The organism is Rhizobium indigoferae, from assembly GCF_034554815.1.
Classification (GTDB): Bacteria; Pseudomonadota; Alphaproteobacteria; order Rhizobiales; family Rhizobiaceae; genus Rhizobium; species Rhizobium leguminosarum.
The window spans coordinates 380,556-404,052 of the sequence record NZ_CP140636.1 but is presented as its reverse complement, the minus strand read 5'-3'; the positions used below and the strand labels follow the sequence as shown (position 1 = coordinate 404,052).

20 protein-coding genes and 1 pseudogene are annotated in these 23,497 nt (G+C 60.7%); 8 read left to right on the top strand and 13 right to left on the bottom strand.

What is annotated here, in order from left to right:
* Nucleotides 1–34 precede the first annotated feature (34 nt).
* The 3 genes from U5G49_RS25675 to U5G49_RS25665 form a co-directional block, all read right to left on the bottom strand.
* Nucleotides 35–2,311, bottom strand: a complete 2,277-nt coding sequence (locus U5G49_RS25675; protein WP_284199227.1) for a tetratricopeptide repeat protein — start codon at nucleotides 2,309–2,311, stop codon at nucleotides 35–37.
* Between the two features lie 72 nt (nucleotides 2,312–2,383).
* Nucleotides 2,384–3,394, bottom strand: coding sequence for an HAD family hydrolase (locus tag U5G49_RS25670; protein WP_115156868.1), 1,011 nt, complete (start codon nucleotides 3,392–3,394; stop codon nucleotides 2,384–2,386).
* A gap of 89 nt (nucleotides 3,395–3,483) precedes the next feature.
* Nucleotides 3,484–5,154 (bottom strand): arylsulfatase, encoded by a 1,671-nt coding sequence (locus tag U5G49_RS25665; RefSeq protein WP_115156867.1) that lies wholly within the window; start codon nucleotides 5,152–5,154, stop codon nucleotides 3,484–3,486.
* A 298-nt stretch (nucleotides 5,155–5,452) separates the two neighbouring features.
* On the opposite strand from U5G49_RS25665, the gene U5G49_RS25660 reads away from it, so the two are divergent.
* From U5G49_RS25660 to U5G49_RS25635, 6 genes are all read left to right on the top strand, one after another.
* Nucleotides 5,453–7,339: a sensor histidine kinase gene (locus tag U5G49_RS25660; protein ID WP_115156866.1), complete on the top strand. Its 1,887-nt coding sequence runs from the start codon at nucleotides 5,453–5,455 to the stop codon at nucleotides 7,337–7,339.
* Entirely contained in the window at nucleotides 7,336–7,968 is a 633-nt protein-coding gene (locus U5G49_RS25655) for a response regulator transcription factor (RefSeq protein WP_115156865.1), read from the top strand. The genes U5G49_RS25660 and U5G49_RS25655 overlap by 4 nt, the downstream gene beginning before the upstream one ends.
* 79 nt (nucleotides 7,969–8,047) lie before the next feature.
* A complete protein-coding gene (locus tag U5G49_RS25650) occupies nucleotides 8,048–8,419 on the top strand; it encodes a response regulator transcription factor (protein WP_115156895.1) in 372 nt (123 codons plus the stop codon).
* Between the two features lie 276 nt (nucleotides 8,420–8,695).
* Nucleotides 8,696–9,424 carry a phosphatase PAP2 family protein gene (locus U5G49_RS25645; protein WP_193443713.1) on the top strand — a complete coding sequence of 243 codons (729 nt, stop codon included), beginning with the start codon at nucleotides 8,696–8,698 and terminating at the stop codon, nucleotides 9,422–9,424.
* Between the two features lie 57 nt (nucleotides 9,425–9,481).
* Nucleotides 9,482–10,234 (top strand): COG4280 domain-containing protein, encoded by a 753-nt coding sequence (locus U5G49_RS25640; protein WP_115156863.1) that lies wholly within the window; start codon nucleotides 9,482–9,484, stop codon nucleotides 10,232–10,234.
* Nucleotides 10,231–10,455 (top strand): hypothetical protein, encoded by a 225-nt coding sequence (locus tag U5G49_RS25635; RefSeq protein ID WP_115156862.1) that lies wholly within the window; start codon nucleotides 10,231–10,233, stop codon nucleotides 10,453–10,455. The genes U5G49_RS25640 and U5G49_RS25635 overlap by 4 nt, the downstream gene beginning before the upstream one ends.
* Before the next feature lie 10 nt (nucleotides 10,456–10,465).
* On the opposite strand, the gene U5G49_RS25630 is transcribed toward U5G49_RS25635, so the two are convergent.
* The 9 genes and pseudogenes from U5G49_RS25630 to U5G49_RS25590 form a co-directional block, all read right to left on the bottom strand.
* Nucleotides 10,466–11,986, bottom strand: coding sequence for a mechanosensitive ion channel family protein (locus tag U5G49_RS25630; RefSeq protein WP_115156861.1), 1,521 nt, complete (start codon nucleotides 11,984–11,986; stop codon nucleotides 10,466–10,468).
* A gap of 77 nt (nucleotides 11,987–12,063) precedes the next feature.
* Nucleotides 12,064–13,200 carry an ABC transporter permease gene (locus U5G49_RS25625; RefSeq protein WP_193443711.1) on the bottom strand — a complete coding sequence of 379 codons (1,137 nt, stop codon included), beginning with the start codon at nucleotides 13,198–13,200 and terminating at the stop codon, nucleotides 12,064–12,066.
* Nucleotides 13,197–14,405 carry an ABC transporter permease gene (locus U5G49_RS25620; RefSeq protein ID WP_115156859.1) on the bottom strand — a complete coding sequence of 403 codons (1,209 nt, stop codon included), beginning with the start codon at nucleotides 14,403–14,405 and terminating at the stop codon, nucleotides 13,197–13,199. The genes U5G49_RS25625 and U5G49_RS25620 overlap by 4 nt, the downstream gene beginning before the upstream one ends.
* A 1-nt stretch (nucleotide 14,406) precedes the next feature.
* Nucleotides 14,407–15,387, bottom strand: coding sequence for an HlyD family secretion protein (locus U5G49_RS25615; RefSeq protein ID WP_193443709.1), 981 nt, complete (start codon nucleotides 15,385–15,387; stop codon nucleotides 14,407–14,409).
* Between the two features lie 415 nt (nucleotides 15,388–15,802).
* The gene (locus U5G49_RS25610; protein ID WP_193443706.1) at nucleotides 15,803–18,364 is read right to left on the bottom strand and encodes a GcvT family protein; all 2,562 of its coding nucleotides are present in this window, start codon (nucleotides 18,362–18,364) and stop codon (nucleotides 15,803–15,805) included.
* A gap of 105 nt (nucleotides 18,365–18,469) precedes the next feature.
* A pseudogene (locus tag U5G49_RS25605) lies at nucleotides 18,470–18,610 on the bottom strand (bifunctional methylenetetrahydrofolate dehydrogenase/methenyltetrahydrofolate cyclohydrolase); the annotation flags it as partial.
* A gap of 127 nt (nucleotides 18,611–18,737) precedes the next feature.
* Nucleotides 18,738–18,977, bottom strand: coding sequence for a hypothetical protein (locus tag U5G49_RS25600; protein WP_112908555.1), 240 nt, complete (start codon nucleotides 18,975–18,977; stop codon nucleotides 18,738–18,740).
* A 9-nt stretch (nucleotides 18,978–18,986) separates the two neighbouring features.
* Nucleotides 18,987–19,247 (bottom strand): hypothetical protein, encoded by a 261-nt coding sequence (locus U5G49_RS25595; RefSeq protein ID WP_025397793.1) that lies wholly within the window; start codon nucleotides 19,245–19,247, stop codon nucleotides 18,987–18,989.
* A 3-nt stretch (nucleotides 19,248–19,250) separates the two neighbouring features.
* The gene (locus U5G49_RS25590; protein ID WP_112908556.1) at nucleotides 19,251–19,571 is read right to left on the bottom strand and encodes a helix-turn-helix domain-containing protein; all 321 of its coding nucleotides are present in this window, start codon (nucleotides 19,569–19,571) and stop codon (nucleotides 19,251–19,253) included.
* Nucleotides 19,572–19,849: 278 nt separating this feature from the next.
* Here U5G49_RS25590 and U5G49_RS25585 point away from each other — a divergent pair, with 278 nt between their 5' ends.
* The gene (locus tag U5G49_RS25585) at nucleotides 19,850–20,911 is read left to right on the top strand and encodes a class I SAM-dependent methyltransferase (RefSeq protein WP_193443704.1); all 1,062 of its coding nucleotides are present in this window, start codon (nucleotides 19,850–19,852) and stop codon (nucleotides 20,909–20,911) included.
* A gap of 26 nt (nucleotides 20,912–20,937) precedes the next feature.
* On the opposite strand, the gene U5G49_RS25580 is transcribed toward U5G49_RS25585, so the two are convergent.
* The gene (locus U5G49_RS25580; protein WP_193443702.1) at nucleotides 20,938–21,963 is read right to left on the bottom strand and encodes an AraC family transcriptional regulator; all 1,026 of its coding nucleotides are present in this window, start codon (nucleotides 21,961–21,963) and stop codon (nucleotides 20,938–20,940) included.
* Nucleotides 21,964–22,023: 60 nt separating this feature from the next.
* On the opposite strand from U5G49_RS25580, the gene melA reads away from it, so the two are divergent.
* On the top strand, nucleotides 22,024–23,490 hold the full coding sequence (gene melA / locus U5G49_RS25575; RefSeq protein WP_115156893.1) for an alpha-glucosidase/alpha-galactosidase: 1,467 nt from the start codon (nucleotides 22,024–22,026) through the stop codon (nucleotides 23,488–23,490).
* The last annotated feature ends 7 nt before the right edge of the window (nucleotides 23,491–23,497 follow it).

The window sequence follows — 23,497 nt, the reverse complement described above, 5'->3', positions numbered from 1 at the left end:
TGCAGCGAGAAGTAGATTCGGGCAAGCTTGAATACTATTTTCCGTTGACCGCCCGCTTCAACTGCTCGATGAGACCAGAAATCTGCTGGTCATCAGGCCTCAGTCGCGCCAGATCTTCCGCGTATTTCAGCGCTTCCGGAACGCGTCGAAGCTTGAGACTGTATTGGAGTGCCAGGCCAAGGATGTCGGCGTCTGCGCCTGCTGCCCAACCATCGAGCTTGTCCAGCGCCTCTTCCGTCCGGCCAGCGGAATCGAGAGCGACGGCAAAGGTCGTCTTGTAGCGGGAGTTTTGCGGATCCAGCCGCACCGCTTCTTGGAGTTCCATTATCGCATCAGTCAATGCCTGCTTGCGTACCAGCGACAGCGCATGTCCGTAACGCAGATCCGCGCGTTCAGGCGCCATCCCGATCGCTTCGGCATAAGTCTGCTCCGACCTGTCGTTCCGGCCGGTGGCGCGGTAGAATTCCGCGAGATTGATGCGCATTGCCTCCAGTGTCGGGTCGAGCGAAATCGCCCGTCGGAAGGCGGCTTCGGCCTCGGCCGTACGCTGTCGAGCAAACAGGAAGACGCCATAATTGCTTTGTGTTTCCGCGACGTCGCCATTGGTTTCGACATAGGCGCGCAGGTCCGCGACGGCGGCTTCGAAATTGCCTTGCTGATCGCCGAAGAGGTGGGGAGGAGTGCCGGCGAGTGCGTTGGCGGCAGCAACGCGCACCGCGAGCGTTGCATCGCCCAGCAGGTTGCCGATCGCCTCCAGCCTCTGCTCCGGCGGAATGTTGCCTGCCGCTTCCGCAGCACCGAGCCTGACGAGCGGATCTGCATCGGCTGCGGCCGTTTGAATGTCGGCGGTGATCTCCACGCCGCCAGTTCGGCTCATTGCTGCGATGGCGCTACCCCTGACAATTCCTGCCTGGTCATGGTCACTGACAAGCGCGCGCAGAGCCTCCACCGCGGCTTGATCGCCGTTTGCAGCTCCGGCGAAGGCATGGGCGATCGACGGGCGTTTGCGCCATTGCGTTCCGTACCATTCGTCCATCGTTTCGGCTGCCCAATCATCGATTTTGCCGACATGGCAGGTCGTGCACGCGTTCGGCGTTCCGAGGCTTGCCGACAGGTCAGGCCGGGGGATGACGAAGGAGTGGTCTCGGCGCGGATCGACCTTCATGTAGGTGCGTTCCGGCATGTGGCAGTTGGCGCATTGTGCCCCGGTCGAACCGGCCTGATGACGGGTGTGCGCGGGAGTGTCGAACAGACCGCTCGGATCCTGGTTGACGAAGCGCTCCGGCTTCGTCTCGGTGTGGCATTGCGTGCACAGCGCATTGCCTTCGACCTTAAGCCCGGCCTCGTGCGGCCGATGACAGTCGAGACAGGTGACGCCCGCCCTTGCCATCTTGCTTTGCTGAAACGAGCCATACTCGAAGACCTCGTCGAGGATCTGCCCGTCCGGAAAATAGAGGTCCTGCCGGAGCAGGGCGGGGGAGAAATAGTCGAGAAGGGGTTTTCCCGGCTGGTAGCCGTCCAGCAGCTTGGTGCGCCTGGCATGGCAGGCAAAGCAGATGCCCGCATCGACTTTCGGGAAGCTTGCATCCGGGATGAAGGATGAGAAACTGCCCGATTGCGCCGAAGCGACGTGCTTGGCTCCGGGGCCGTGACAGGACTGACAGCCGATGCTGGTGGCGACGTAGGTCGACTTGTATGCGTTGGTCTGCGGTTGAAACCTTGCCTGGGGATCGGTCGAATGACAATCGATGCAGGTGCGGTTCCAGCGGTAGAAAGGACCTGTCCAATGATAAGTCGAGCCCGGTTTAGCCGGGGTGCCGTTGCCGAGCCAGAACCACTGCCGTCTGACCGTATCCCAGGCGATGTCGAGAGCCTGCAGCCGTCCTCCCCCGATGTCGACGAGGTATTGCTGCAGGGGCTCGTAGGCGAAGGTGTATTTGATTTCGAACTCGGCTTGGCCGCCGTCCGCTCCCTCGGTGCCGACGAAGAAACGGCCATCGCGACGGGTAAAGGTGGTGACGACGCCGTCATGGTCGAACCGGGTGTTGTTGAAATCGCCGCGTACTGTTTCGTCGTCAGCCAGCGCCATGGCCTTCGCATGGTGAGACTTTGAAAAAGCCGCGGCCTGATCGGCATGGCAGGATGCGCACGTCCTTTCGTCCACGAAACCCTCATGGATCGATATCTGCGGGTCGGCCCCGGATGTCGAGATGTCGTCAGTGGCAAGGCTGCGCCCGGCAGGCGCGAGCAACAACAGGAAGAGCAGGACGGCTATTTGTCCCACTGCTGATGACCGAACAGATGCTGCCACTCAATCGCTCCCTATTGACGTGTTAGAAAGCCGGGGTCGCCGTGGTTCAAACCTCTGGCGTGAGGCGCAATCCTAATCCTTGAACACATGTTTCCAGTCAGCCTTCATGTCGACCACGGTCCAGCCGGCGATTGCGGCCGCATCAAGCGCCTTGTCGAGGCGGCCGACTTCGGTATCACGGTCGTAGGCGTATTCATGCTCCGCATCGGTGTGATGGATCAGCACGCCGAGTCTGGCGGGTGCACCGGCCATGGTCGTCCATTGCAGCATTTCGAGATCTCCGTCGGAATTGCCGAAGGCGGCAATCGGCCGCCGGCCGATCTGCTGGTTGATCCCGACGGGCTTGCCGGCCTTGTCGTCGATGAAATTGACTTCGGGAAGCCGATAGAGGGTCGGCGTGTCGTCCTGCATCCTGAATTCGGTCTTGATCGACGAGCCGATAACCTGCTCGGGCGGGACGCCGTAGACTTTTTCCGCCCATGGCCGCATGAACTCTATACCTCCGCCTGAAACGATGAAGGTCTTGAAACCGTTGGCGCGGAAATAGGCGAGAAGCTCGACCATCGGCTGGTAGACGAGTTCGGTGTAGGGCCGCTTGAACTTGGGGTCACGTGCCGAAGCGAGCCAATCGGTCACGATCTTTTGGAAATCGCTGCTGGTCATTCCGGCATGCGTGGTCATGATGAGCTCGACGAGGCCCTTTTCCCCCGAGGCCGCGAGCGCCTTCATGTCGCCTTCGAGCGCGGCCTTGAACGGCTGCGTCTCCTTCCATTCCGGATGCTGTGGAGCGAGCACCTTGACCCGGTCCAGGGCAAAGGCGAGCTGGACATAGATGGGATGCTCGACCCACAAGGTGCCGTCGTTGTCGAAAACGGCCACGCGTTCCGGCTCCGGGATGAAGTCGGGCGATCCTTGCCCGGTTACCTTCTCGACGAAAGAAACGATGGCTGCCTTCGAGGCCGTGTCATTCCATGAGGGCAGTGGATCGCTCTGGGCGTACGCCGAAGCAACAAAGAGAAGAACCGCAGCAACAGCCAGCGTTCCGTCGCGGGCCGATTTGATGAAATCTTGAAACGCGAACATTGGATGGCCTCCAAATTGCTGGTGCGAAAGTCAGATAGCCCAAGCTTGGAAGACGGCGGCTCTGGCAGATCCAGGCCGCCGTGCGAAAATCAGTTGCCGGTCGGCATAGGAATGCTCACACCTTCCTTTGCCAAGGATTCTCGGATCCATTGAAAACGGCTGTAATCCGATAGCGTGATGGGACCGTTGTAGGTCAGGCTCTGGGGCTTGCGAGGTGGGTACTCCACGTAGGTGGCCATGATCTTCTTCAATTCTTCGCCCATGACGACGCCCATCCAGGTCCGCTCCGTGAAGTTGTTCATGAAAATGTCGTAGCGTTCCTGCGGGTCCTGCCACAGATCGAATACCTGGGGCACCGTGGCGACATACTTCTCCTCACCCTTCCAGCCGAGGTTGGTGTCGACCGCCAGCCCACCCGTCGTGGCGCCGTTATCCCCGCGGATATTAAACGCGAACTTGTAGTTGTTGACTCGTATCGCACCGGGCGAGAGCTCGTTTTCGGTAAAGTAGAACCATGACTTACGTTCGGATTTACCGGTTCCGAGTAGGATCGGCGACATGTCGTAGCTATCGAAGATGATCGGCTTATCTTCGCGATCCTTGTCGGGCAGCGGAACCGCGCCGACTGCGGCGAATGTCGCCATCAGATCGAGACCGCCGACGATGTCGTGGTTCTTGGCGCGGGGTTTGATCTTTCCCGGCCAGACTGCAATCGCAGGAACACGGTTGCCGCCCTCACGCAGGGTGCCTTTGGTGCCCCGGAACGGGGTGTATCCGGCGTCGGGATAGACGTCCTGCCACGCCCCGTTATCGGTGGTGTAGAAAACCAGCGTGTTGCGGTCCATTCCCGTTTCACGCAATTTGTCCATGATTCGGCCGATGCGGGTGTCGAGCTCCACGATGGAATCCGCATATTTCGACTTTGACATCGACTTATGCTCGAACTCCGGGGCCGGCATGTTCGGTTGATGGACCTTCATGAAGTTCACATTGATGAAGAACGGTTCATCCGGCGTTTTGGATGCCTCGTCAAGGAAGCCCAATGCAGCCTTTTCGACGTAGCTGTCAAAGAATGGAATGCCGACAACGCCTTCCTTGCCGTCGATCACCGGTGTGTCGACATATTGACCATTGACCTTGAATTCTTCGGTCACCGGTCCTCCTGCCTTGCCGGACAACGCCCCCTTGGTCACCTTCTGGAACATCTCGCGCAGCTTCGGATCCATGTCCGGAAACCAGGTGGGGTCGGCATAGGTATAGGCATTCAAATGGTAGAGGCCGGCGTACCGCATCTCGTCATAGCCTTGCGCAATCGGCAGGGCGTAATCCGCTTCGCCGAGATGCCATTTGCCGGTGAAGTAGGTGTGATAGCCACCACGTTTCAGCACGGATGCTAGCGTCCATTCGGCCGCGGGCAAGCCACCTCCCTGGCCTTGAAAGGCAACTGTCGTCATGCCGCTGCGGTTGGGTATTCGCCCCGTCTGCATGGCCGCACGGCCGGGTGTGCAGCTCGGCTGGGCGTAGAAGGAGAAGAAGGTCATGCCGTCTTCAGCCAGTTTGTCGATGTTCGGGGTCGGCATCCCACGACCTTCACCCCCGCCATAGGGGCCGAGATCGCCGTAGCCGGTATCATCCGAAACGATGAACAGGATGTTGGGTTTTCGTTGGGAGTCCTGCGCTTGCAGGGGCGAGGCCGCACACCAGAGAATGGTGGAAGAAGCCAGTGCTCCGATGCAGCGGATAAGGATTCTGCCGTTCATTTCAAATCCCTCCGTTGACGTTCTTGAACGACGGAGCCGCTCGCGGCACAGGCTGCGATTGCATGCGTCGATTCAACTAGACTGCTTTGAAAATGAAGAACCTGCTGGAGCTGCCTCCGGCAGGGTTGCGAAGCCGGCCACATCTCTGCCCCGGCCCGCTGAAGTTTAGCGAATGCTGCCTTCGCCCGATATTGTACTTTAGGGAATCTCCTCATGTGGTGGCAATCGACAGTAGTAATGCGCAGATGACGCCGCAGCGAGAAGCTGTTATTATCGCCCGGCTTTGGGGGAAAAGCGGATGGGCTTGGGCGGATGGTCAGGTCGATTGTGCTGCACTGCCTTTTTGTTGGCGGTTGTCGCAATAAGTCTGTCCAGTCGCCATGCCTCAGCCTCCCACACCTCGATTGCCAACCGGGTTCCCCGGGTCCTCGTTCTTTATCCTTATGATGAGAGGATCGCGGCGACGACTGCTGCCGGAGAGGCGCTGCGGAGCCGACTGCTGGAGGCGACAAACGGCAAGATCGACCTGTTTTCAGAGTTCCTGGATCTTTCGCGGTTTCCGGAAGGCGACCATGTCGCGCGCATGGCACGATATCTCGGCGAGAAATACGCGCCGCGCCGCCCGGATGTGGTCGTCGCCCTCGGCAAGGAATCGGCGAGCTTCGTAACCGCGAACCGCGGCACGATCGCGCCTGGCGCAAAGATCGTCGCCGCAGGTTTCGGCACAGCCACCGCCGAGAAGATCGATTTGCCGGATGACGTGATCGGAGCCTTCACGACATTCGACATTCTGAAGACGGCCGAGATGGCCCGCAGCCTGCAACCCGATGCCCGCCACCTCTACATTCTCGGCGGTTCGTCCGACTTCGACCGCGGATGGCTGGCGACGGCCCGCGCGGCTCTCGAGCAGTTCTCGAAATCCTACGAGACGGCCTATCTGGAAGATCTGACGATCGACGAGTTCGTTGAGCGGGCATCCCGTGTGCCGTCCGACAGCATCATTTTGGCATTGACGGTCTTCAAGGATCGGGCAGGGCGCAACTTCATTCCGCGCGACGCGATCGGGCAGATCGCAGCGACCGCCAGCGCGCCCGTCTACGGACCCTACCAGACCTACATCGACCACGGTGTCGTCGGCGGCAACACCGTCACATTCGAAGCGCTGGGCCGGACCGTCGGCGACCTCGTCATCGATGCGATTGCCGGTAAGCAGGTTTCGGATCTCGAAGCGCCGCAGACCTATGTCGCCGATGCCCGGCAACTCCAGCGCTGGGGGCTTGCCGAAAAGGATCTGCCGCCGGGCACGATCCAGATGCATAAGGAGAGGAGCCTCTGGGAGGAGCACTGGGTCGTGGTGGTGGCGGGAGGTGGCCTCGTGCTGGCGCAGGCCAGCATCATCTCGGTGCTCCTGCTCGAGCGGCGGCGCCGTCTCCGCGCCGAGCGCAGCTCGCGTTTGCACCTGCTTGAAGCCGTCCATCTCAACCAGTCCGCGACAGCCGGAGCATTGTCCTCGTCGATCGCTCACGAACTGAACCAGCCCCTATCGGCCATCAGAAACAATGCCGAGGCGGCCTCGGTGCTGCTTCGAAGCGAGAAGCCGGACCACGAACTGATCCAGCAGATTCTCCTCGACATCCAGGAAGACGATCAGCGCGCAGGCGATATCATCAGCCGGATGAGAGGAATGCTCAAGAAACGAAGCGAGATCGATTGGCAGGAGTTCGACCTCAACGATGTCACGTCGAGCGCAATCCATATCATTCACGGCGAGGCGGAACGCCGCGGAATCAAGCTGACATCAACCCAGCCGCCCGGCGAGTTGCCGGTACGTGCCGACAAAGTTCATGTGCAGCAGGTTATCCTCAATCTGGCAACCAATGCTATGGACGCCATGCTGGACGCCGTCCCGGCCGGGAGAACGCTTACGTTTACAACGGGACTGGCGAACGAGAAGGCGGAGCTGCTGGTCTCCGACACCGGAGACGGCATTCCCGAGGAGAGGCTGATCCGCATCTTCGAACCGTTCTATACCACCAAGCAGGCGGGCACGGGGCTGGGTCTGTCCATAGCCCGCTCCATTCTCGAGACCTATGGCGGCACCATCTGCGCCGACAACCGCCCCGAAGGAGGCGCGGTCTTTCGCGTGGCCCTGCCTCTCGCCCACAGGGAGGGGCAATCGAGATGAAACCGGTTGTCCATATCGTCGATGACGACAAATCCTACCGGACGGCGACCGCAAGGCTGCTTTCCGCACATGGTCTCAGGGTCGAAACCTATGAATCCGGGGACCAATTTCTTGCCCTCCTTTCCACTTGCGAACCGGGATGCGTTCTCCTCGACCTCAAGATGCCCGGCCAGTCCGGGCTGCAAATCCAACGCCGATTGTGCGAGCAGGCACCGCTATTGCCGGTCGTGTTCCTCACGGGGGAGGGAGACATAAAGGCAAGCGTCGAGGCGATGAAGGCGGGTGCCAAGGATTTTCTGGAGAAGAATTCGACGGCGGCGGCATTGATGGAGGCGATCAATCGCGCCCTCATCCAATGCGAACGACAGCAGGCCCGTCACGATCGTCTTCAAGCCCAGCGGGCATTAGTCGCGAGTCTCAGCCCGCGCGAAGGGGAAGTGTTCCGGCTCGTTATACGTGGCCATCTCAACAAGCAGATCGCTTATGCGCTCGGCATCTCGGAGCGGACGGTGAAGGTGCATCGCCATCAGGTCATGGAAAAGCTCGACGTACGCTCGCTGGCCGAGGTGGTTTCGATCGCTGCATATATTGGTCTCATCGACCAGGATACAACGGCGCCTTCCCCTTAGGACAATATCAATCGACGTCCCGCCGGCCTAATTTGATCGGGAACCATTATCTCTCATATCGTCAAAAGAGGTGTATGAGGTGGAGAACCCTCGCCGCACGGTCGCCGTCGTCGATGATGACGCAAGCCTAAGGCGCAGTCTCGGGCGACTGCTTAACGCTTACGGTTTTCAGGCCAACGAGTATGCATCGGCCGAGGCCTTTCTGAGTCGCGATCCCAAAACGACGATCGACTGCCTCGTCCTTGATATCGACCTCGGTGGCATGTCCGGCATCGATTTGCAACGCAGGCTGAAAGCCGAGGGAACAAACCTTCCCGTGATTTTCATCACGGCACTGGAAACCGGCTCCGCAAAAGCGCAGGCGGAAAAGGCGGGATGTGTTGCTTATCTGCAGAAGCAATTTTCCGGTGCTACATTGATTGCGGCCATCAACAAGGCGTTGGGATTGTGAACCGATAAGGGCGGAGGCCATGTACTCTCGAAGGGTGCAACGCACATTCGAGCCGCCGAGGGGCTGGATTCGTCGTCATCACATTCCATCGTGGTACTGCGACCAGATCAAAGCGGTTCACTCACTGGTGCCGTTGATGAACGCCTAGAAGGCGACCTCAGCGGCCATAAAACCTCTGTCGGGAACGCCCTTGAATGCCGCAAGGCCTTGAATCCTGGCTTTGCATTGCCAATCTGGCGAGGACCGACATGATGTAAGGGGAGTTCTACGGCAGGCATGAGTGAGGTTCAACGACGGGGACTCTTGGCGAGGCTCAATGCATACGAGCCGCTAACATTGATCGTGGTGGCATCGATCGCCGGTGGACTGTTCATGCTCCAGCGACTGACGAGCGAAGTCCTGGAGGGTGAGACATTCCGCTTTGACGAGGCAATCCTGCTGGCGTTGCGACGGCCGGGAGAACTTGCCGTGCCGATCGGTCCCGGCTGGCTGACGCATGCCGTCGACGATATCACTGCCCTCGGCGGCATCACCGTTCTCTCTCTGATGACGGTTCTCGTCACCGTCCATCTTCTGCTCGACCGGCGCTGGCCGATCGCGATCTTCGTCTTTTCCTCGGTACTAACAGGCTGGCTGGCAAGCACGCTCTTGAAGATCCTCGTCGCGCGGCCGCGCCCCGACATCGTGCCGCATCTGGTCGAAGTGAGCGATCTCAGCTTTCCCTCCGGACACGCGATGGTCTCGGCGGTGACCTATCTGACGCTTGGGGCGCTGCTGGCCCGGACACAGCGTTACCGGTCAACACGGATCTTCGTCATGGGCACCGGCGTCTTCCTCGCCGTCCTCATCGGCTTGAGCCGAATCTATCTCGGCGTCCATTATCCCACGGACGTCTTGGCCGGATGGTGCGCCGGTGCGCTCTGGGCGCTTGGCTGCTGGCTGATCTCGAAGCGGTTTATTCCGAGCCGTGCCCCAGATGATGTTGCAGAATCCGGAACACGCTAAGAAAAGATAGCAGTTCAGCCCGATACATGATCTCCGCCGGCATAACGGACAAGAACCATGACAACTCTGACAACGATCACTTCGACGATCACGGCCGCATTTCTCGGCTCTTTCGTCGAGGTCGTTGAAGCCTTCACCATCATCCTCGCCGTCGGCGTCACGCAGAGCTGGCGTCCAGCCTTCATCGGCACCGGTCTTGCGCTCGCCCTTCTCGCTCTTCTCATGCTGGCGCTTGGTCCGCTGCTCGGGCTCATTCCGATCGAGCTGATGCAGTTCGTCATCGGGACGCTGCTCGTTCTCTTCGGCCTGCGCTGGCTGCGCAAGGCGATCCTGCGGGCCTCGGGCTTCATCGCGCTGCACGACGAGGAGAAGGCCTTTGCGGCCGAGACCGACAGCCTCCGGCGCCAATCCGCCGAGCGCCGTGCCAATTTCCTGGCGGGCACCACAGCCTTCAAGGCGGTGTTGCTCGAGGGGATCGAAGTGGTGTTCATCGTCATCGCTACCGGCGCCGGACACGGCATGATCGGCTATGCCAGCCTTGGAGCGGCTGCGGCCTGCCTGCTGGTGCTGATCATCGGCATCTTCGTGCACAAGCCGCTCTCGGCGGTTCCGGAGAACAGCCTCAAATTCGTCGTCGGGCTGCTGCTCAGCGCCTTCGGCATATTCTGGGTCGGCGAGGGCCTCGGCGCCGACTGGCCGGGCGCTGATCTTTCGCTTCTGGCCATCCTTGCCGTGCTCGCAGTCTTTTCCTTCGCGGCTGTCCGGATGCTGCGCTACTATTTCAACGCCCATGCCGAGGTGGCCGCATGATGAATATTCTTAAGGTCGCGTTGAAGGAATTCTTCGGCATGTTCATCGACGACGGCGCGCTAGCGCTGGCGGCGCTGCTGCTGATCGCCGCCGTCGGCGTTCTGGTGAAATTCGCCCATGTCGACGCGCTGCTTGCCGCCGCTCTACTTCTCCTCGGCTGCCTGCTGATCCTCGCCGAGAGCGTGGCGCGCGCGGCGCGGCAGAAATTTCAGCGGAAATAGCCTCAGACCGCTATTGCGGCACCTTGAACAAGTGGCGGATGCGCGTCACCAGCGAGGTCATCGAACCGCCGTTCAGCGTGGCGCCTTCGGTCGCGAAGGAATGCTGGCCGGTCTCGATGCGGCGCGACAAAGTGGCGGCAAGCTCTTCGGCGATGCCGGGCCGGTCGTGCAGCAGCGGCGTTAGGCTTGCTTGGGCAATCTCGTAGACGACGACGAATGTCAGCGCCCGCAGGCTGGCGGCCTCGCCGACCCCGATCAGCAGCCCGCTTTCGCCGAAATAATCGCCCGGCGCCAGCCGGCCGAGTTCGACTTCCTGATGGCCTTCCCGCCGCGTGGCGACGAGGGCGCCGCTGCGCACAATCATCAGCGATGCAACCGTATCGCCCTGCTCGATGAGGATGGAATCCTTCTTGTAGGTCCGCCGGGTCATGGAGGCTGCGAGCGTTTCTTTCTCGTCCTCGGTCAGCGAGGAAAACAGCGAGATGGCGTCGAGAAGCTTGAGCGGCGTCGGCCGGTGCGGCTTCATCACCTCTTCCGACTGCAACTGGTCGGGTGGCGGGCCGGCCGCATCGATCGGCCGCGCCAAGGTGAGGCCTGCGGCCTTGATATGACGGTAGATGAGATCGAATATCTCGTTCTTCGCCGGCCCCGCCTGGCCGATATCCCTGACGCGGAAGGAGAGTTCCAGCTCCACTGCATCTGATGCCAGCGATTTGATCTGCACGCCGGGTTTCGGTTCGGTCAGGATCGAGCCGCTGCTCAAAAGTACCGTACGCATGACCTCGATGATCGCCGACGGCCCGATCGTCGGCACGACACGGACAGTCAGTGAGGCGCCGTGACTGCGGTCGGGGCTGCTGAGATTGGTCAGCCCGACCTTGGCCAGAAAGCTGTTGGGCAGGACGACGAGGTCGTTCGAGCCGTTCAGCAGATGGGTGGAGCGCCAGTTGGTTTCGACGACCCGGCCTTCGACGCCGTCATTCAGCACGATCCAGTCCCCGATCGTATAGGGCCGGCCGAGATTGAGCGCGATGCCGGAAAAGACGTCGCTCAAGGTGCTTTGCAGCGCAAGGCCGAGGATAATGGCAAAGACACCCGAGGTGGCGATCAGCGTGCCGACGGGGAAGCTGAAGACATAGGCGACCACCGAGAGGATCGCGCCGAGATAGATCAGGCCGATGACCAGATCCTGTACGAGGCGACCTTCTCTCGGTTGGCGTTCGAAGATCAGGAAGACGCGGACGAAGGCGATCAGCGCCCATGCGGCATTGATCCACCAGACCACCTTGGCAAGGGCGATGAAGACGCGTTCGAAGGTCGAAGCCGGCGCGGGCCCGACTTCGTAGGGCACGATGTCATGATAGAGCAGCAGGACGGTGAGCGCGGCGAAGAAAAACACCTGGCCAGCGAGCTTCCAGCTCGGGAAGGGCCGAAGCGCTATGCGCGTGACGATCGCACCGACGACGGCCAGCGTCCCGGCCTGGACGACAGGATCGGCAAGCACTCCGGACCATGTGAAATTATCAAGCATCGACTGTCCATTCGCCAGAGCATGATGCCGAAACGTGTGAGCGGTTTTCGGTCAACATCGTGCCTCCCTCTTGAATTCTAATGGTGGCTTCGCCGCATCCTGACTTCCAATCCGACCGCGAGGCAACCGTAAAATAGCGCCAGCGCCCAGAGCGTCAGAAACGGCGTGCGGACGTCGCTCAACGGTGCGCCCAGTTGCGATACCGATACGATTCCGTTGATGGCGGAACTGCTGGGAACCAGCAGCGCCAGATAATGCAGCGCCTTCGGCATCGCCTCGGTCGGCCAGGAAAAGCCCGCGAGAAACAGGAAGGGAATGCCGATCGCCGCGAACACCAGCTGGACGGTGAGGGGGCTTCGGAAGAGTGCGGCGACCACCATGCCGAGCGCGCTGACGGAAAGCACGAAGGGCAGCGAGACGGCGAAGATGGTAAGCGGTCCCCCGAGCCTTGGAATGTCGTAGAGATAAGGCAGGACGATCAGATAGAAGGGCAGCACCACTGCCTCCAGGATGAGGTAGGCGAGCAGTTTGCCGAGCACGGTTGCGAGAGCCCCGGCCGGCGAGTCGGCGAGCCGGTCGTTTCGCAGCGTTCCGAGCAGGCCGACGCCGATCAGGAGCATCTGCTGCAGGAGGAGAACGAAGGCGGCGGGGAGGAGATAGGTGGCATAACCCCCCTGAGGGTTGAAGAGCGGTACCGTCGTCAGTGGCATCGGGTCGGAGGCTGCAGCGGCGACGGCAGGGTCGACATGCATGGCTACCAGTCTTGCGGTCTCGACCTCGGCGCCGAAAGTCTTGGCGACGGCCGAGACTCCGCCGGAGATGCGCGAATAAATCAGAAAATAGCTGGCATCGGCATAGAGCGCCACGGGCGAGGGTCGTCCATGCAGCAGGTCGCGCTCGAAATACTTCGGGATGACCAGGATGCCGTAGAGCTGGCGGCTGAAGACCTCGCGCTCGGCGCTTGGCTCGTCGGGCAATTCGGCGCCGATGAATACATCGGCCGAGGCATCGACGCGGCGGGCGAACTGGCGACTGCTGTCGGTGCCGTCGAGATCGACGAGTGCGATTGGCACGTCGCGCAGGGCCTCGCCCCGGTAGGGCTGGGGATAGAGGGCGGCATAGATGCAGGCTGCCAGAATGAGCACGGAGAATGCCGGCCGCAACGACAGGATGCGCTGCAATTCGATGCGGCAGGTCATCAGCACGCCGTTCATCGGGTGGCCTCCCGCAATGCCAATGGCTCGCGTCTGTTCCTCGATCTTATCGCCTCCAGCCGGAGCACGGTGACGGATGCAAGCAGGACGACGAGGAAGAGCAGCACCAGGATCGGCTTCCACGATAGATCGAGCGGTGTGCCGCGGATCGTCTGGTCGATCCTTGCCATTAGGTACCATGTGCCGGGGATCATCTGGCCGTAATAATAGGCGAAGTCGTTCATGCCTATCCTCGGGAAACCGATGCCCATGAAGCCGAAGGCGGGCGCGGCGAGCAGCGAGCCGATGCTGATGGCGCTTGCCATCGGCCGCAGGAACAGCGCCAGCAGCACGCCGATGAACTGGCTTGCCAGGATGAACAGGGTGCCGGCCATCAGCAGCAGCCAGCGATTGCCGCGCAGCGGCATGTCGAGAAAGTCGAAGAGGACCAGATCGGCGATGCCGAGCACGGCGAGAAAGATTAGCGTATAAGGCAGGATCTTTCCCGCCAGCGCCGGCCCCAACCCGCCGCCCAGCCGCCGGAGGATACGCAGTCGGTGGCGGCTCTCGACGTCAAGGCCGAGCGAATAGGCCATCGTCGTGATGATCACCACCTGCAGCACGCTGGGCATAAGAGCAGCAAGAAGGAAATGCGCATAGTTGAGGGTGGGGTTGAAGAGCGGGTTCACCTGTACCGGAACGGGAGCGAGAGCGGCCTGTGCGGCGTCGACCGGCTCTCCCTGAGCCGTGCGCAACGACAATCTGATGCCTGCAGCCACTGTCGGCACGGCGGCGTTGACGCCACGCACCACCAGATTGCCGGTCGTCATCGTCTGGGTGTTGTAGAAGAACACCACCTCCGGCCGGCGGCCGGACAACACGTCGCGCTCGAGATTGCGCGGCAGCATCAGCAGGCCGTGAACCTCGCCGGAGAGGATGAGCTGCCGGCCTTCGGCGAGGTCGCTGACGGCAAGCGCGACAGACGTATCCTGGGTGGCATCGACCATGCGGATGATCTGGCGCGAAAGATCGGTGCCGTCCTGATCGAGCACGGCGATCGGCAGGCGGGTTGCCAGACCCGCGCTGAAAACAGCGGCCAGGAGCCCCATCAGTAGCAGCGGCAGGACCGTCGTCAGGAACAAGAGGAAGGGCCGGCGGCGAAACCAGTGGAACTCCCGTGTGAAGACGAGAATAAAACCCGGGTGCATGCGCCCGCGCGGCGTCATTTCAACGCTCCGACCAGGCGGCAATGACGCTCATGCCGGGCCGCAGTCCGTCCACGGCTTTTACCGGAACGGCGCGCACCTCGAATGTCCTGAGATCGAAATCGCCGGTCGCCCGCGTCGCTCGCCAGGTCGCGTACTGTCCCTGTGCATTGATCATGGTCACCTTGACCGGGATCTTATCGGGGCCGATTGCCGGCACGACGACATCGAAATTGTCCCCGACCTTCAGGCCCTTCAGCAGATCCTCGCGGAGGTTGAACGTGAACCAGGGGTTCTGGAGATCGATAATCGAAAAGAGCGGCGCACCGGCGCTGAAATTCTCACCGAGTTCGGCAACCCTCGTCGTGACTTGCCCGGAGATCGGCGCATGGATCGTCAGCTCGGAAACGTTGACCTGCTGCTGATCCAGCGAGGCGCGCGTCTGTTCCACCTTCGCGGCGGCAAGCGCCTTCTCTTCCTTGCTGGAGCCGGCGACCGCCAGGCGCACATTGGCCTCGGCGGATTCACGCTTGCGGATCGCTGCTTCAAGATTGCGGGCCGCCTGGTCCGCCTGAGCCTGGGTCGAGGCGCCGGTGGTGATCAGCCTGGCCTGACGCGCAGACTCTTCCTGGTAGAGGGTCACATCCGCCGCTGCCGCAGCAAGTTCGGCGTTGGCAGCATCGATCGTCTCGGGACGCGTGCTATTGACGCGGGCAAGATCGGCTTGCGAAACGGAAAGGGCGGCTTGCGACATATGAAGGGCGGCCGTTAGCTCAGGACTTTCAAGCTCGGCGATGACAGCGCCGGTCTCGACGTTATCCCCGACATCGACATTCAGCTTGGCGATGCGGCCGGAGACACGCGGGCTGATATCGACCCGATTGGCGGAGACCTCGCCTTGGACGATCAGTGGTGGCGGGCGTGTTGCAAACCAGAGCAGGACTCCGAGTGCTGCCAGAACCGCCAAGGCGATAACCGGCCGAAGAATTCTGGAAGCTGTCATGACCCACTTTCCCTTGCCGAATGACGTCGCCCGGATGCCTTTGGAAGACTGGTAGGTCAACATTGCCGGTCGCTAGAGAGATGTCAAATGACTGTTTCCATGTAACAACCGGCCTGTTTGGTGACAGTCTTGCAACCTTTACCCGCGGGAGAGCGTGGGCCTCGCCCTTACGTCTTTGTCTTGTTCGAACGGGTGACGTGCACTCTCCGCGCACAACGGAGTGGCACGAACTGCGAGATTTCTCGTTGTTTCTGGGCAAGCGGCTCAACCTGATGTTTGTGGCGTCCCCGTGCTTGCGGCGCCACAAGCGCTTAGGTGCTTACAGCGCCCCCCCGTGTTTTAAGACGGGCAAAGGACGCTGCAACACTTTCAACCCTCGCATCGTGCTTTCCGAAAACCGATGGGGCCGATGCGTTTAGGTGCGCGGCTTCAGATTTTCTGGGTCATAGATCGGCTTGTACCCGACGCTGACTACCTCCACCGGATAACTCTCGGCGAAATACTCGACATTCAACCTGCGTCCAACCTGGCAATACGACCAGGGAAGGTAGGCCAGGGCGATGTTTTTTCCGACCGTCGGTCCATAGGCCACCGAGGTCGTGTATGACCGACGGCCAAGCTCATCGACAAGAACCTCTCCCGTGGCGGGATCGACAACCGGCAGGTTTCCGACGGGATAACGCTTGACGCCCGACTTGTCGGTGTTGTCGGTCATCACCAGCGTGCAAAGCATGGCCGGCTGGTGCTCGCGTGCCTTGTATTCCAGATGTTTCGCCTTGCCGCGGAAATCGGCCTCCTTGACCTTCGGACGGGCGAGATCGGCTTCGATCAGGTTGTACTGGGTCAGGAGGTCGGCGTTCTGCAGGCGCAGGCTCTTTTCCATGCGGCGCGAATTCGCGTAGGTTTCGACGCCGAAGGCCATCACACCGGTCGAGCGTAGCCCATCCCAGACGGCGAGGCCGTCTTCGTACTTCATGTGCAGTTCCCAGCCCTGCTCGCCGACATACGAGATGCGGAAGGCGGTGACAGGCTTGCCTGCAATTTCGATCGGTTTGATTGCCGCAAAAGCGAAGTTTTCCTGATCGAGCCCGGCCGGATCGGCGACACTCTTCTTCAGCGTCTCTCGCGCGTTCGGACCCCAGATGCCGATCGTCACGAATTTTTCCGAGACGTCTGTAATGATCACGTCAAGGCCGCGGTCTTCGGCGACGCGCTTCATATAGTACAGGTCGCGCGGGCCGGCATCGGCGCCGTTGACGAGACGGCACCGGTCGGCCATGCGGAAGACGGTGAAGTCGGCGCGCACCATGCCTTCGTCGTCGAGGAAGTGGGTGTAAATGCCCTTGCCAATGTTTGCATCGCCGCCGACCTTGGCGGCGCACAGCCATTCCATCAGCTCGACATGGTCGGGACCCTCGATATCGACCATGTGGAAGTGGCTGAGATTGACGATGCCGCAATCCTCGCTCATCGCCAGATGCTCGGCATTCGACACGCGCCAGAAATGGCGGCTGTCCCATTCGTTCTCGCGAACCGGGACGCGGTCGGCGTATTTCTCCAGAAGGTGCTCGTTGGCGGCGTAGCCGTGCGCACGCTCCCAGCCGCCAAGTTCCATGAAGTAGCCGCCAAGCTCCTTTTCGCGCTCGTAGAAGGGCGAGCGCTTGGCGTTGCGGCCGGATGCATAGGGTTCGCGGGTGTGAACGGCCGGGAAATAGATCTTCTGGGCGGCTTCATAGCAGCGGCCCTCGATGAACTCTTCCGTCAACTGATGCGGATAGAAGCGGGCGTAGTCGATGCTGTTGTGATCGATTTCAGTCCGGCCATCGGTCATCCAGTCGGCGATCAGCTTGCCATAGCCTGGGCCGTCCTTGACCCAGATGGCAACGCAATACCAGAGACCGCGCACCTTCTGGCTCTCGCCGCAGGATGCGCCGCCGGCGGCGGAAACTTGCAGCAGGCCGTTGAAGGAGTGACCTTCGTTATAGCCGAGTTCGCCGAGGATCGGCGTCAGTTCCATGGCGCGCTCGAGCGGCTCGATGATCTGTTCCATCTCGAGATCACGCTGCGAGGGCGACAGGCGCGCTTCGTGTTTTTCGAGAAGATCGCGCGGGTGGCACATGCGCGGATTGGTGGCTTCGTAATAGCCCCACTCGAGCTGACCGCCCTCCGTCGTCGCCGGGTCGCCGGTATCGCGCATATAGGCGGAGTTGCCCTGGTCGCGCAGCAGCGGGAAGCCAATTTCCTTGCCGGTGCCTTCAAACTCGTTATACGGACCGAAGAAGGTGAGCGGATGGTCGACCGGCATGACCGGCAGGTCTTCGCCGACCATCTCCGCGATCAGGCGTCCCCAGAGGCCGGCACAGACGATGACGTGGTCGGCCATGATCGTGCCGCGATGGGTGACGACCCCCTTGATGCGACCGCCTTCGACGATCAGCGACTTCGCCGGCGTATTGCCGAACACCTGTAGCTTGCCAGCCTTTTCGGCGGCATCGACCAGCTTGCCGGCAACGGTCTGCGAGCGCGGGACCACGAGGCCGGCATCCGGATCGTAAAGGCCGCCCATCACCTGATCTTCCTCGATCAGCGGGAACTTCTCCTTGATCTCGGAAGGGCTGACATAGTGGGCGCGCGTGCCGAAAGCGCGTGCCGAGGATAGCTTGCGCTTGATTTCCTCCATCCAGGCATCATCGCCGGTACGCGCCACTTCGAGGCCGCCGATGCGGGCGTAATGGCCCATCTTCTCGTAGAAATCGATCGAATATTGCGTGGTCCAGACCGACAGATAGTCATGGCTCGTGGTGTAACAGAAGTCCGAGGCATGGGCTGTCGAACCGATATCGGTCGGTATGCCCGACTTATCGATGCCGACGATATCGTCCCATCCCCGCTCGACGAGATGATGCGCGATGGAGGCGCCGACGATACCGCCGAGCCCGATGATGACGACCTTTGCCTTATCCGGAAATGCTGCCACGTGCTGTTCCTTCTACTTATCGCACGAATAAAAATTACCTAGCCGCGCGTGACGTACGCTTCGCGCGCGCGCGATGCAGGAGCCATGTCAGCCGCGTAAGGAGTGTCACATTTGCCGAAGCTGCGGAACCCCCAGACCGCTCCGCATGGAAGCTGCGATGAGGGTATTATGCATAAGGCTCATGATCGTCATTGGTCCTACGCCGCCTAGTACCGGCGTAATTGCGCCAGTCCGGATCGAGGCGGCGAGGCAACCGCAAAACCGCGCCGGCACTGCTGCGATCCATCCCGCATCGAATGGTCAGGCAATGCGTGGCTAAGATCGGATATGGGCGAGCCCTCGCAGCTGGCCCCTCCGCTCGCAAACTCCGGGATCAAGGCGCTGAAATCGCCGCAAGCCGGTCGATGTCCACGAGCATGATGTCTTCGGAAACAGGCTCGCGATTGTGCAAGCGGAACCATTCTGCGGCTTCCCGCACGCGGTCACCATGGGGCGGCGGATATGCGCCGAGCCCGAGAACCCATTCCCGCACGGTTTCGCGTTCCATCCGCCCAGCCCGGTATCGATCGCAGACGGTTTTCGCGGATGCGACGAGATCATTGATGCTTTTCACGGGATACCCTCAATGCACGGAAGGTTCTTCATCTTCGAGAAACGACCGAATGCCGTCGCGGGCGACGACGGCCAGGAATTCGTCGAAGGCATCCCGGTCAGTCGCAAATGGCTCGTCCCAGCGGATCAGATCCTCCGCCTGCGTGACCACCTCCATCGTCCAGTCTTCATTGCTGCCCGATGTACGGAAAATATCGACGAGCACGGTGATCCCGTCGTCGGTGAATTCTCCCGCCAGTTCGGAGTGTTCGAGCTTCTCTTTCTTTGCCATCATTCAGCCGCCTGCACCGGGTGGTGCGTCGTTTTCGAGATATTCTTCATATTGAACCGTCTCGGTTTCATTCGTGTCGATAGAGGCATCCGCGCGTTTTGCCAGACGAACACCCGCACCCCCACCATTTTCCGGGATGAACATGACGCCTCCGGCTTCCAGGGCGTGCTTCATATCCTGAAGGGTTCGTTCGTAGGGAGAGCGCTTCCCCGCCTCGAAATTAGCAATCGTCGCTTTGGCGACCTTCGAGGCTGATGAGAGATCGTCCTGAGACCATGCCAAAAGGGCACGAGCAGCGCGGCATTGAGCGGAAGATAGACACAAAACGATAACCTTGCATCAAAAGCGTGATTCTGTCTCAGATAGATTATATAAAAGATGTAATCTCGAGGCAAGAGACGACGAGAAAACGCATGACGGAATAGGCGTTTTGGACCATGACGTTCGCCTTTCCGAAAATTGCGATCTCCCTGGAATAGTTTGCCTATTCCATTCTTTAGACCATTAAACTCGATGCTCATCTGGCGAAGGGGAAGATTGATTGACTGAATATCATTACAGTCTAATTTAGACTCTCATCATCATGCACCCCGGAGGCAGCAATGCGTGAGCCAGATATGCAAAAACTCGATGCGCTTGTCGGTCGTCTTGTTGGCGACGTCGGCGCCGCCATGTCAGGTGCCTTGGTCGTGCTTGGCGAGCAGGTCGGGATCTACAAGGCAATGGCCGACGGAACGCCGATGAGCGTCCAGGATCTAGCCGCGAAAACCGGAGTAAAGGAGCGCTACCTCAGGGAGTGGCTGAGCGCCCAGGCGGCTGCGGACTATGTCGCTTATGATGAAAAGACGGATCGTTTCAGCCTGACACCGGAGCAGGCGATGGTATTTGCCGAGGAAAACAGCCCCGCCTTTTTCGTCGGCGCCTTCGAGGTCGTCCAATCCATGTGGATGGACGAACCCAAGATCGCCGATGCCTTCCGCACCGGCAAGGGTCTCGGCTGGCATGAGCACAGCACCTGCCTCTTTCGGGGCACCGAGCGGTTCTTTCGCCCGGGCTATAACAGCCATCTCGTCAACGAATGGATACCGGCTCTTGCCGGGGTCGAGGCAAAGCTCAAGGCCGGTGCCAGTGTCGCCGACGTTGGCTGCGGTCATGGGGCCTCGACCGTTCTGATGGCGCAGGCCTATCCCGCTTCCCATTTTACCGGCTTCGACTATCACGGCCCGTCGATCGAAAGAGCAAAGGCTGCTGCCCAGGATGCCGGTGTCGCCGACCGCGTGACCTTCCAGCAGGGGTCGGCCGCGGAATTTCCGGGGCGCGGCTATGATATGGTTGCCATGTTCGACTGCCTTCACGACATGGGCGATCCGGTCGGCGCCGGCCGGCATGTCAAGGAAACGCTTGGGCCGAACGGGACGTGGCTGATCGTCGAGCCCTTTGCCAATGACCATCTCAAGGACAATCTCAACCCGGTCGGCCGCGTTTATTATGGCGCGTCGACGATGATCTGCACGCCGGCATCGCTCTCCCAGGAGGTGGGGCTCGGGCTCGGCGCACAGGCGGGAGAAATGAAGCTTCGCAAGGTCGCGCTCGACGCCGGCTTCACGCATTTCCGTCGCGCCACGGAAACGCCGTTCAACATGGTGTTCGAGGTGCGGGCCTGAAGGGTTTTAGGTTGTCAGGTGGCAAGCTATCTCAGCTTGCCGATGCTGGCATACATGCCCGTCGTGCGGAATTCGGTGGGGTTGGTGCCATAGACGCGGCGAAAGACCTTGGAGAAATAGTTGGGGTCTTCGAAGCCGCACATGATGGCGACTTCCTTGACCGGCAGGAAGTCTGCCTTGGTCAGAAGCTTGACGGCGCGCTGCAGGCGTTGCTGCAACACGAATTCGGCCGGCGGCATGCCCTCGCTCTCTGCAAAGCTGCGCGAGAAATGCGCGCGGCTGAGGCCGACGATGCCGGCAAGCTCGCTGACCGGCAGCGGTTTTTCGAGATTGGCATTGATATGGTCGATCACCGGCTGCATGACACTGAGCTCGGCGGCAAAGGCAGGCGAGCCGAAAACATCGTCGTAAAGTGCCATCGCCGCTTCATAGGCAATCGCCGAGGCAGCACCCGGCGACGTTGCGCCCTTGACGAGGCGCAGGCTGCAGTCGGCGAGATGATCGATGGTCGAAGGCTGCAGTTTCAGCACCGGGCCGGCGGTCGAAAGCACCATCTGGTGGATGCGCAGCGTTTCCTCGCCATTCATCGAAATCCAGAAGTATTCCCAGCGGTCGCCCTTCTCCAGCCAGTAGCGATGATTGTGCGGCACCAGAACGAGCAGCGTGTCGCCGCCCTGAAGGCGATAGTTGCGGTTTTGATAGCGCAGCTTGCCGCTGCCGCTGATCGTGTGCTGCAGCACGGTGAAGGGGGTCTGGCCGCGCCGGCGGCCATCCCAGTCATAGGTCTCGTTCTCGCGCACTTCGTATCCGGCGCTGGTCGGCATGGCGTGTAGCCGCTGGCGGCCCCGGGGCAGCGAAACCGTCCTCATCGACTGTCCGTTGGCGATCAAATCCTGCAGCACAAAATTACCCCTGAAAGCATAATCCTTCTCTGGTCGCCCTGCCGATTTCGGGCATAATCCCGCTCGACAAGAGGAAGAGACCACGGCCGACAGAGCGGCCGGGAGGAAAAAGGCAGATTTTACGGCGTTTTCAGCCACATGCGTCAGCATGCGGCCCGATCCTCCATGGCCTTCTTTTCCTTAGCATTCGATTGGGTTGAGGTGAAGATCATGAGTTTCAAAATCGCTATCATCGGTGCGGGCAGCGTCGGGTTCACCAAGAAGCTGTTCACCGATATATTGTGCGTTCCGGAGTTTCGCGACATCGAATTCGCGCTGACGGATATCAGCGAACATAATCTCGAGATGATCAAGGCGATCCTCGACCGCGTCGTCGAGGCGAACGGGCTGCCGACGAAAGTGACGGCGACGACCGACAGGCGCAAGGCACTGGAAGGCGCGCGCTACATCATCAGCTGCGTTCGGGTCGGCGGTCTCGAGGCCTATGCGGATGATATCCGTATTCCGCTGAAATACGGCATTGACCAGTGCGTCGGCGATACGATCTGCGCCGGCGGCATTCTCTACGGCCAGCGCAACATCCCCGTCATCCTCGACTTCTGCAAGGATATCCGCGAGGTGGCCGAGCCCGGCGCCAAATTCCTGAACTATGCCAACCCGATGGCGATGAACACCTGGGCGGCGATCGAATACGGCAAGGTCGACACCGTCGGTCTCTGCCACGGCGTCCAGCATGGCGCCGAACAGATCGCCGAGGTGCTCGGCGCGAAGTCTGTGAGCGAGCTCGACTACATCTGCTCCGGCATCAACCACCAGACCTGGTTCATCGATCTTCGCCTCAACGGCCGCAAGATAGGCAAGGACGAGCTGATCGCCGGCTTCGAGGCGCATCCCGTTTTTTCGCAGCAGGAGAAACTGCGCATCGACGTGCTGAAGCGTTTCGGCGTCTATTCCACCGAAAGCAACGGCCATCTCTCGGAATACCTGCCCTGGTACCGCAAGCGGCCGGATGAGATCACCCGCTGGATCGACATGTCCGACTGGATCCACGGCGAGACCGGCGGCTATCTCCGCCATTCCACCGAAACGCGCAACTGGTTCGAGACGGAATATCCGCAATTCCTCGAATCGGCCTCGAAGCCGATCGATCCTGCCAAGCGCTCGAACGAGCATGCCAGCCATATCCTTGAGGCACTGGAAACGAACCGGGTCTATCGCGGCCATTTCAACGTCAAGAATAACGGCGTCATCACCAATCTGCCGTCCGATGCGATCATCGAATCCCCCGGCTTCGTCGACCGCTTCGGCATCAATATGGTCTCCGGCGTCACCTTACCGGAAGCCTGCGCCGCCACCTGCATTTCCTCCATCAACGTCCAGCGCATGTCGGTGCATGCCGCCATATCAGGCGACATCGACCTTCTGAAGCTTGCCGTTTTGCACGATCCGCTGGTCGGCGCCGTCTCGACGCCGGAAGAGGTCTGGCAGATGGTCGACGAAATGGTCGTTGCCCAGGCCCGCTGGCTGCCGCAATATGCCGACGCCGTGCCGGCCGCCAAGGAACGGTTGTCGAAATCGAAGGTGCAGACCCGCGACTGGGCGGGGGCCGCACGCCGCAACGTTCGCTCGATCGAGGAGCTGCGCGCGGAAAAGGCGGCACTGAAACAGGCCGTCTAAGTTTTAT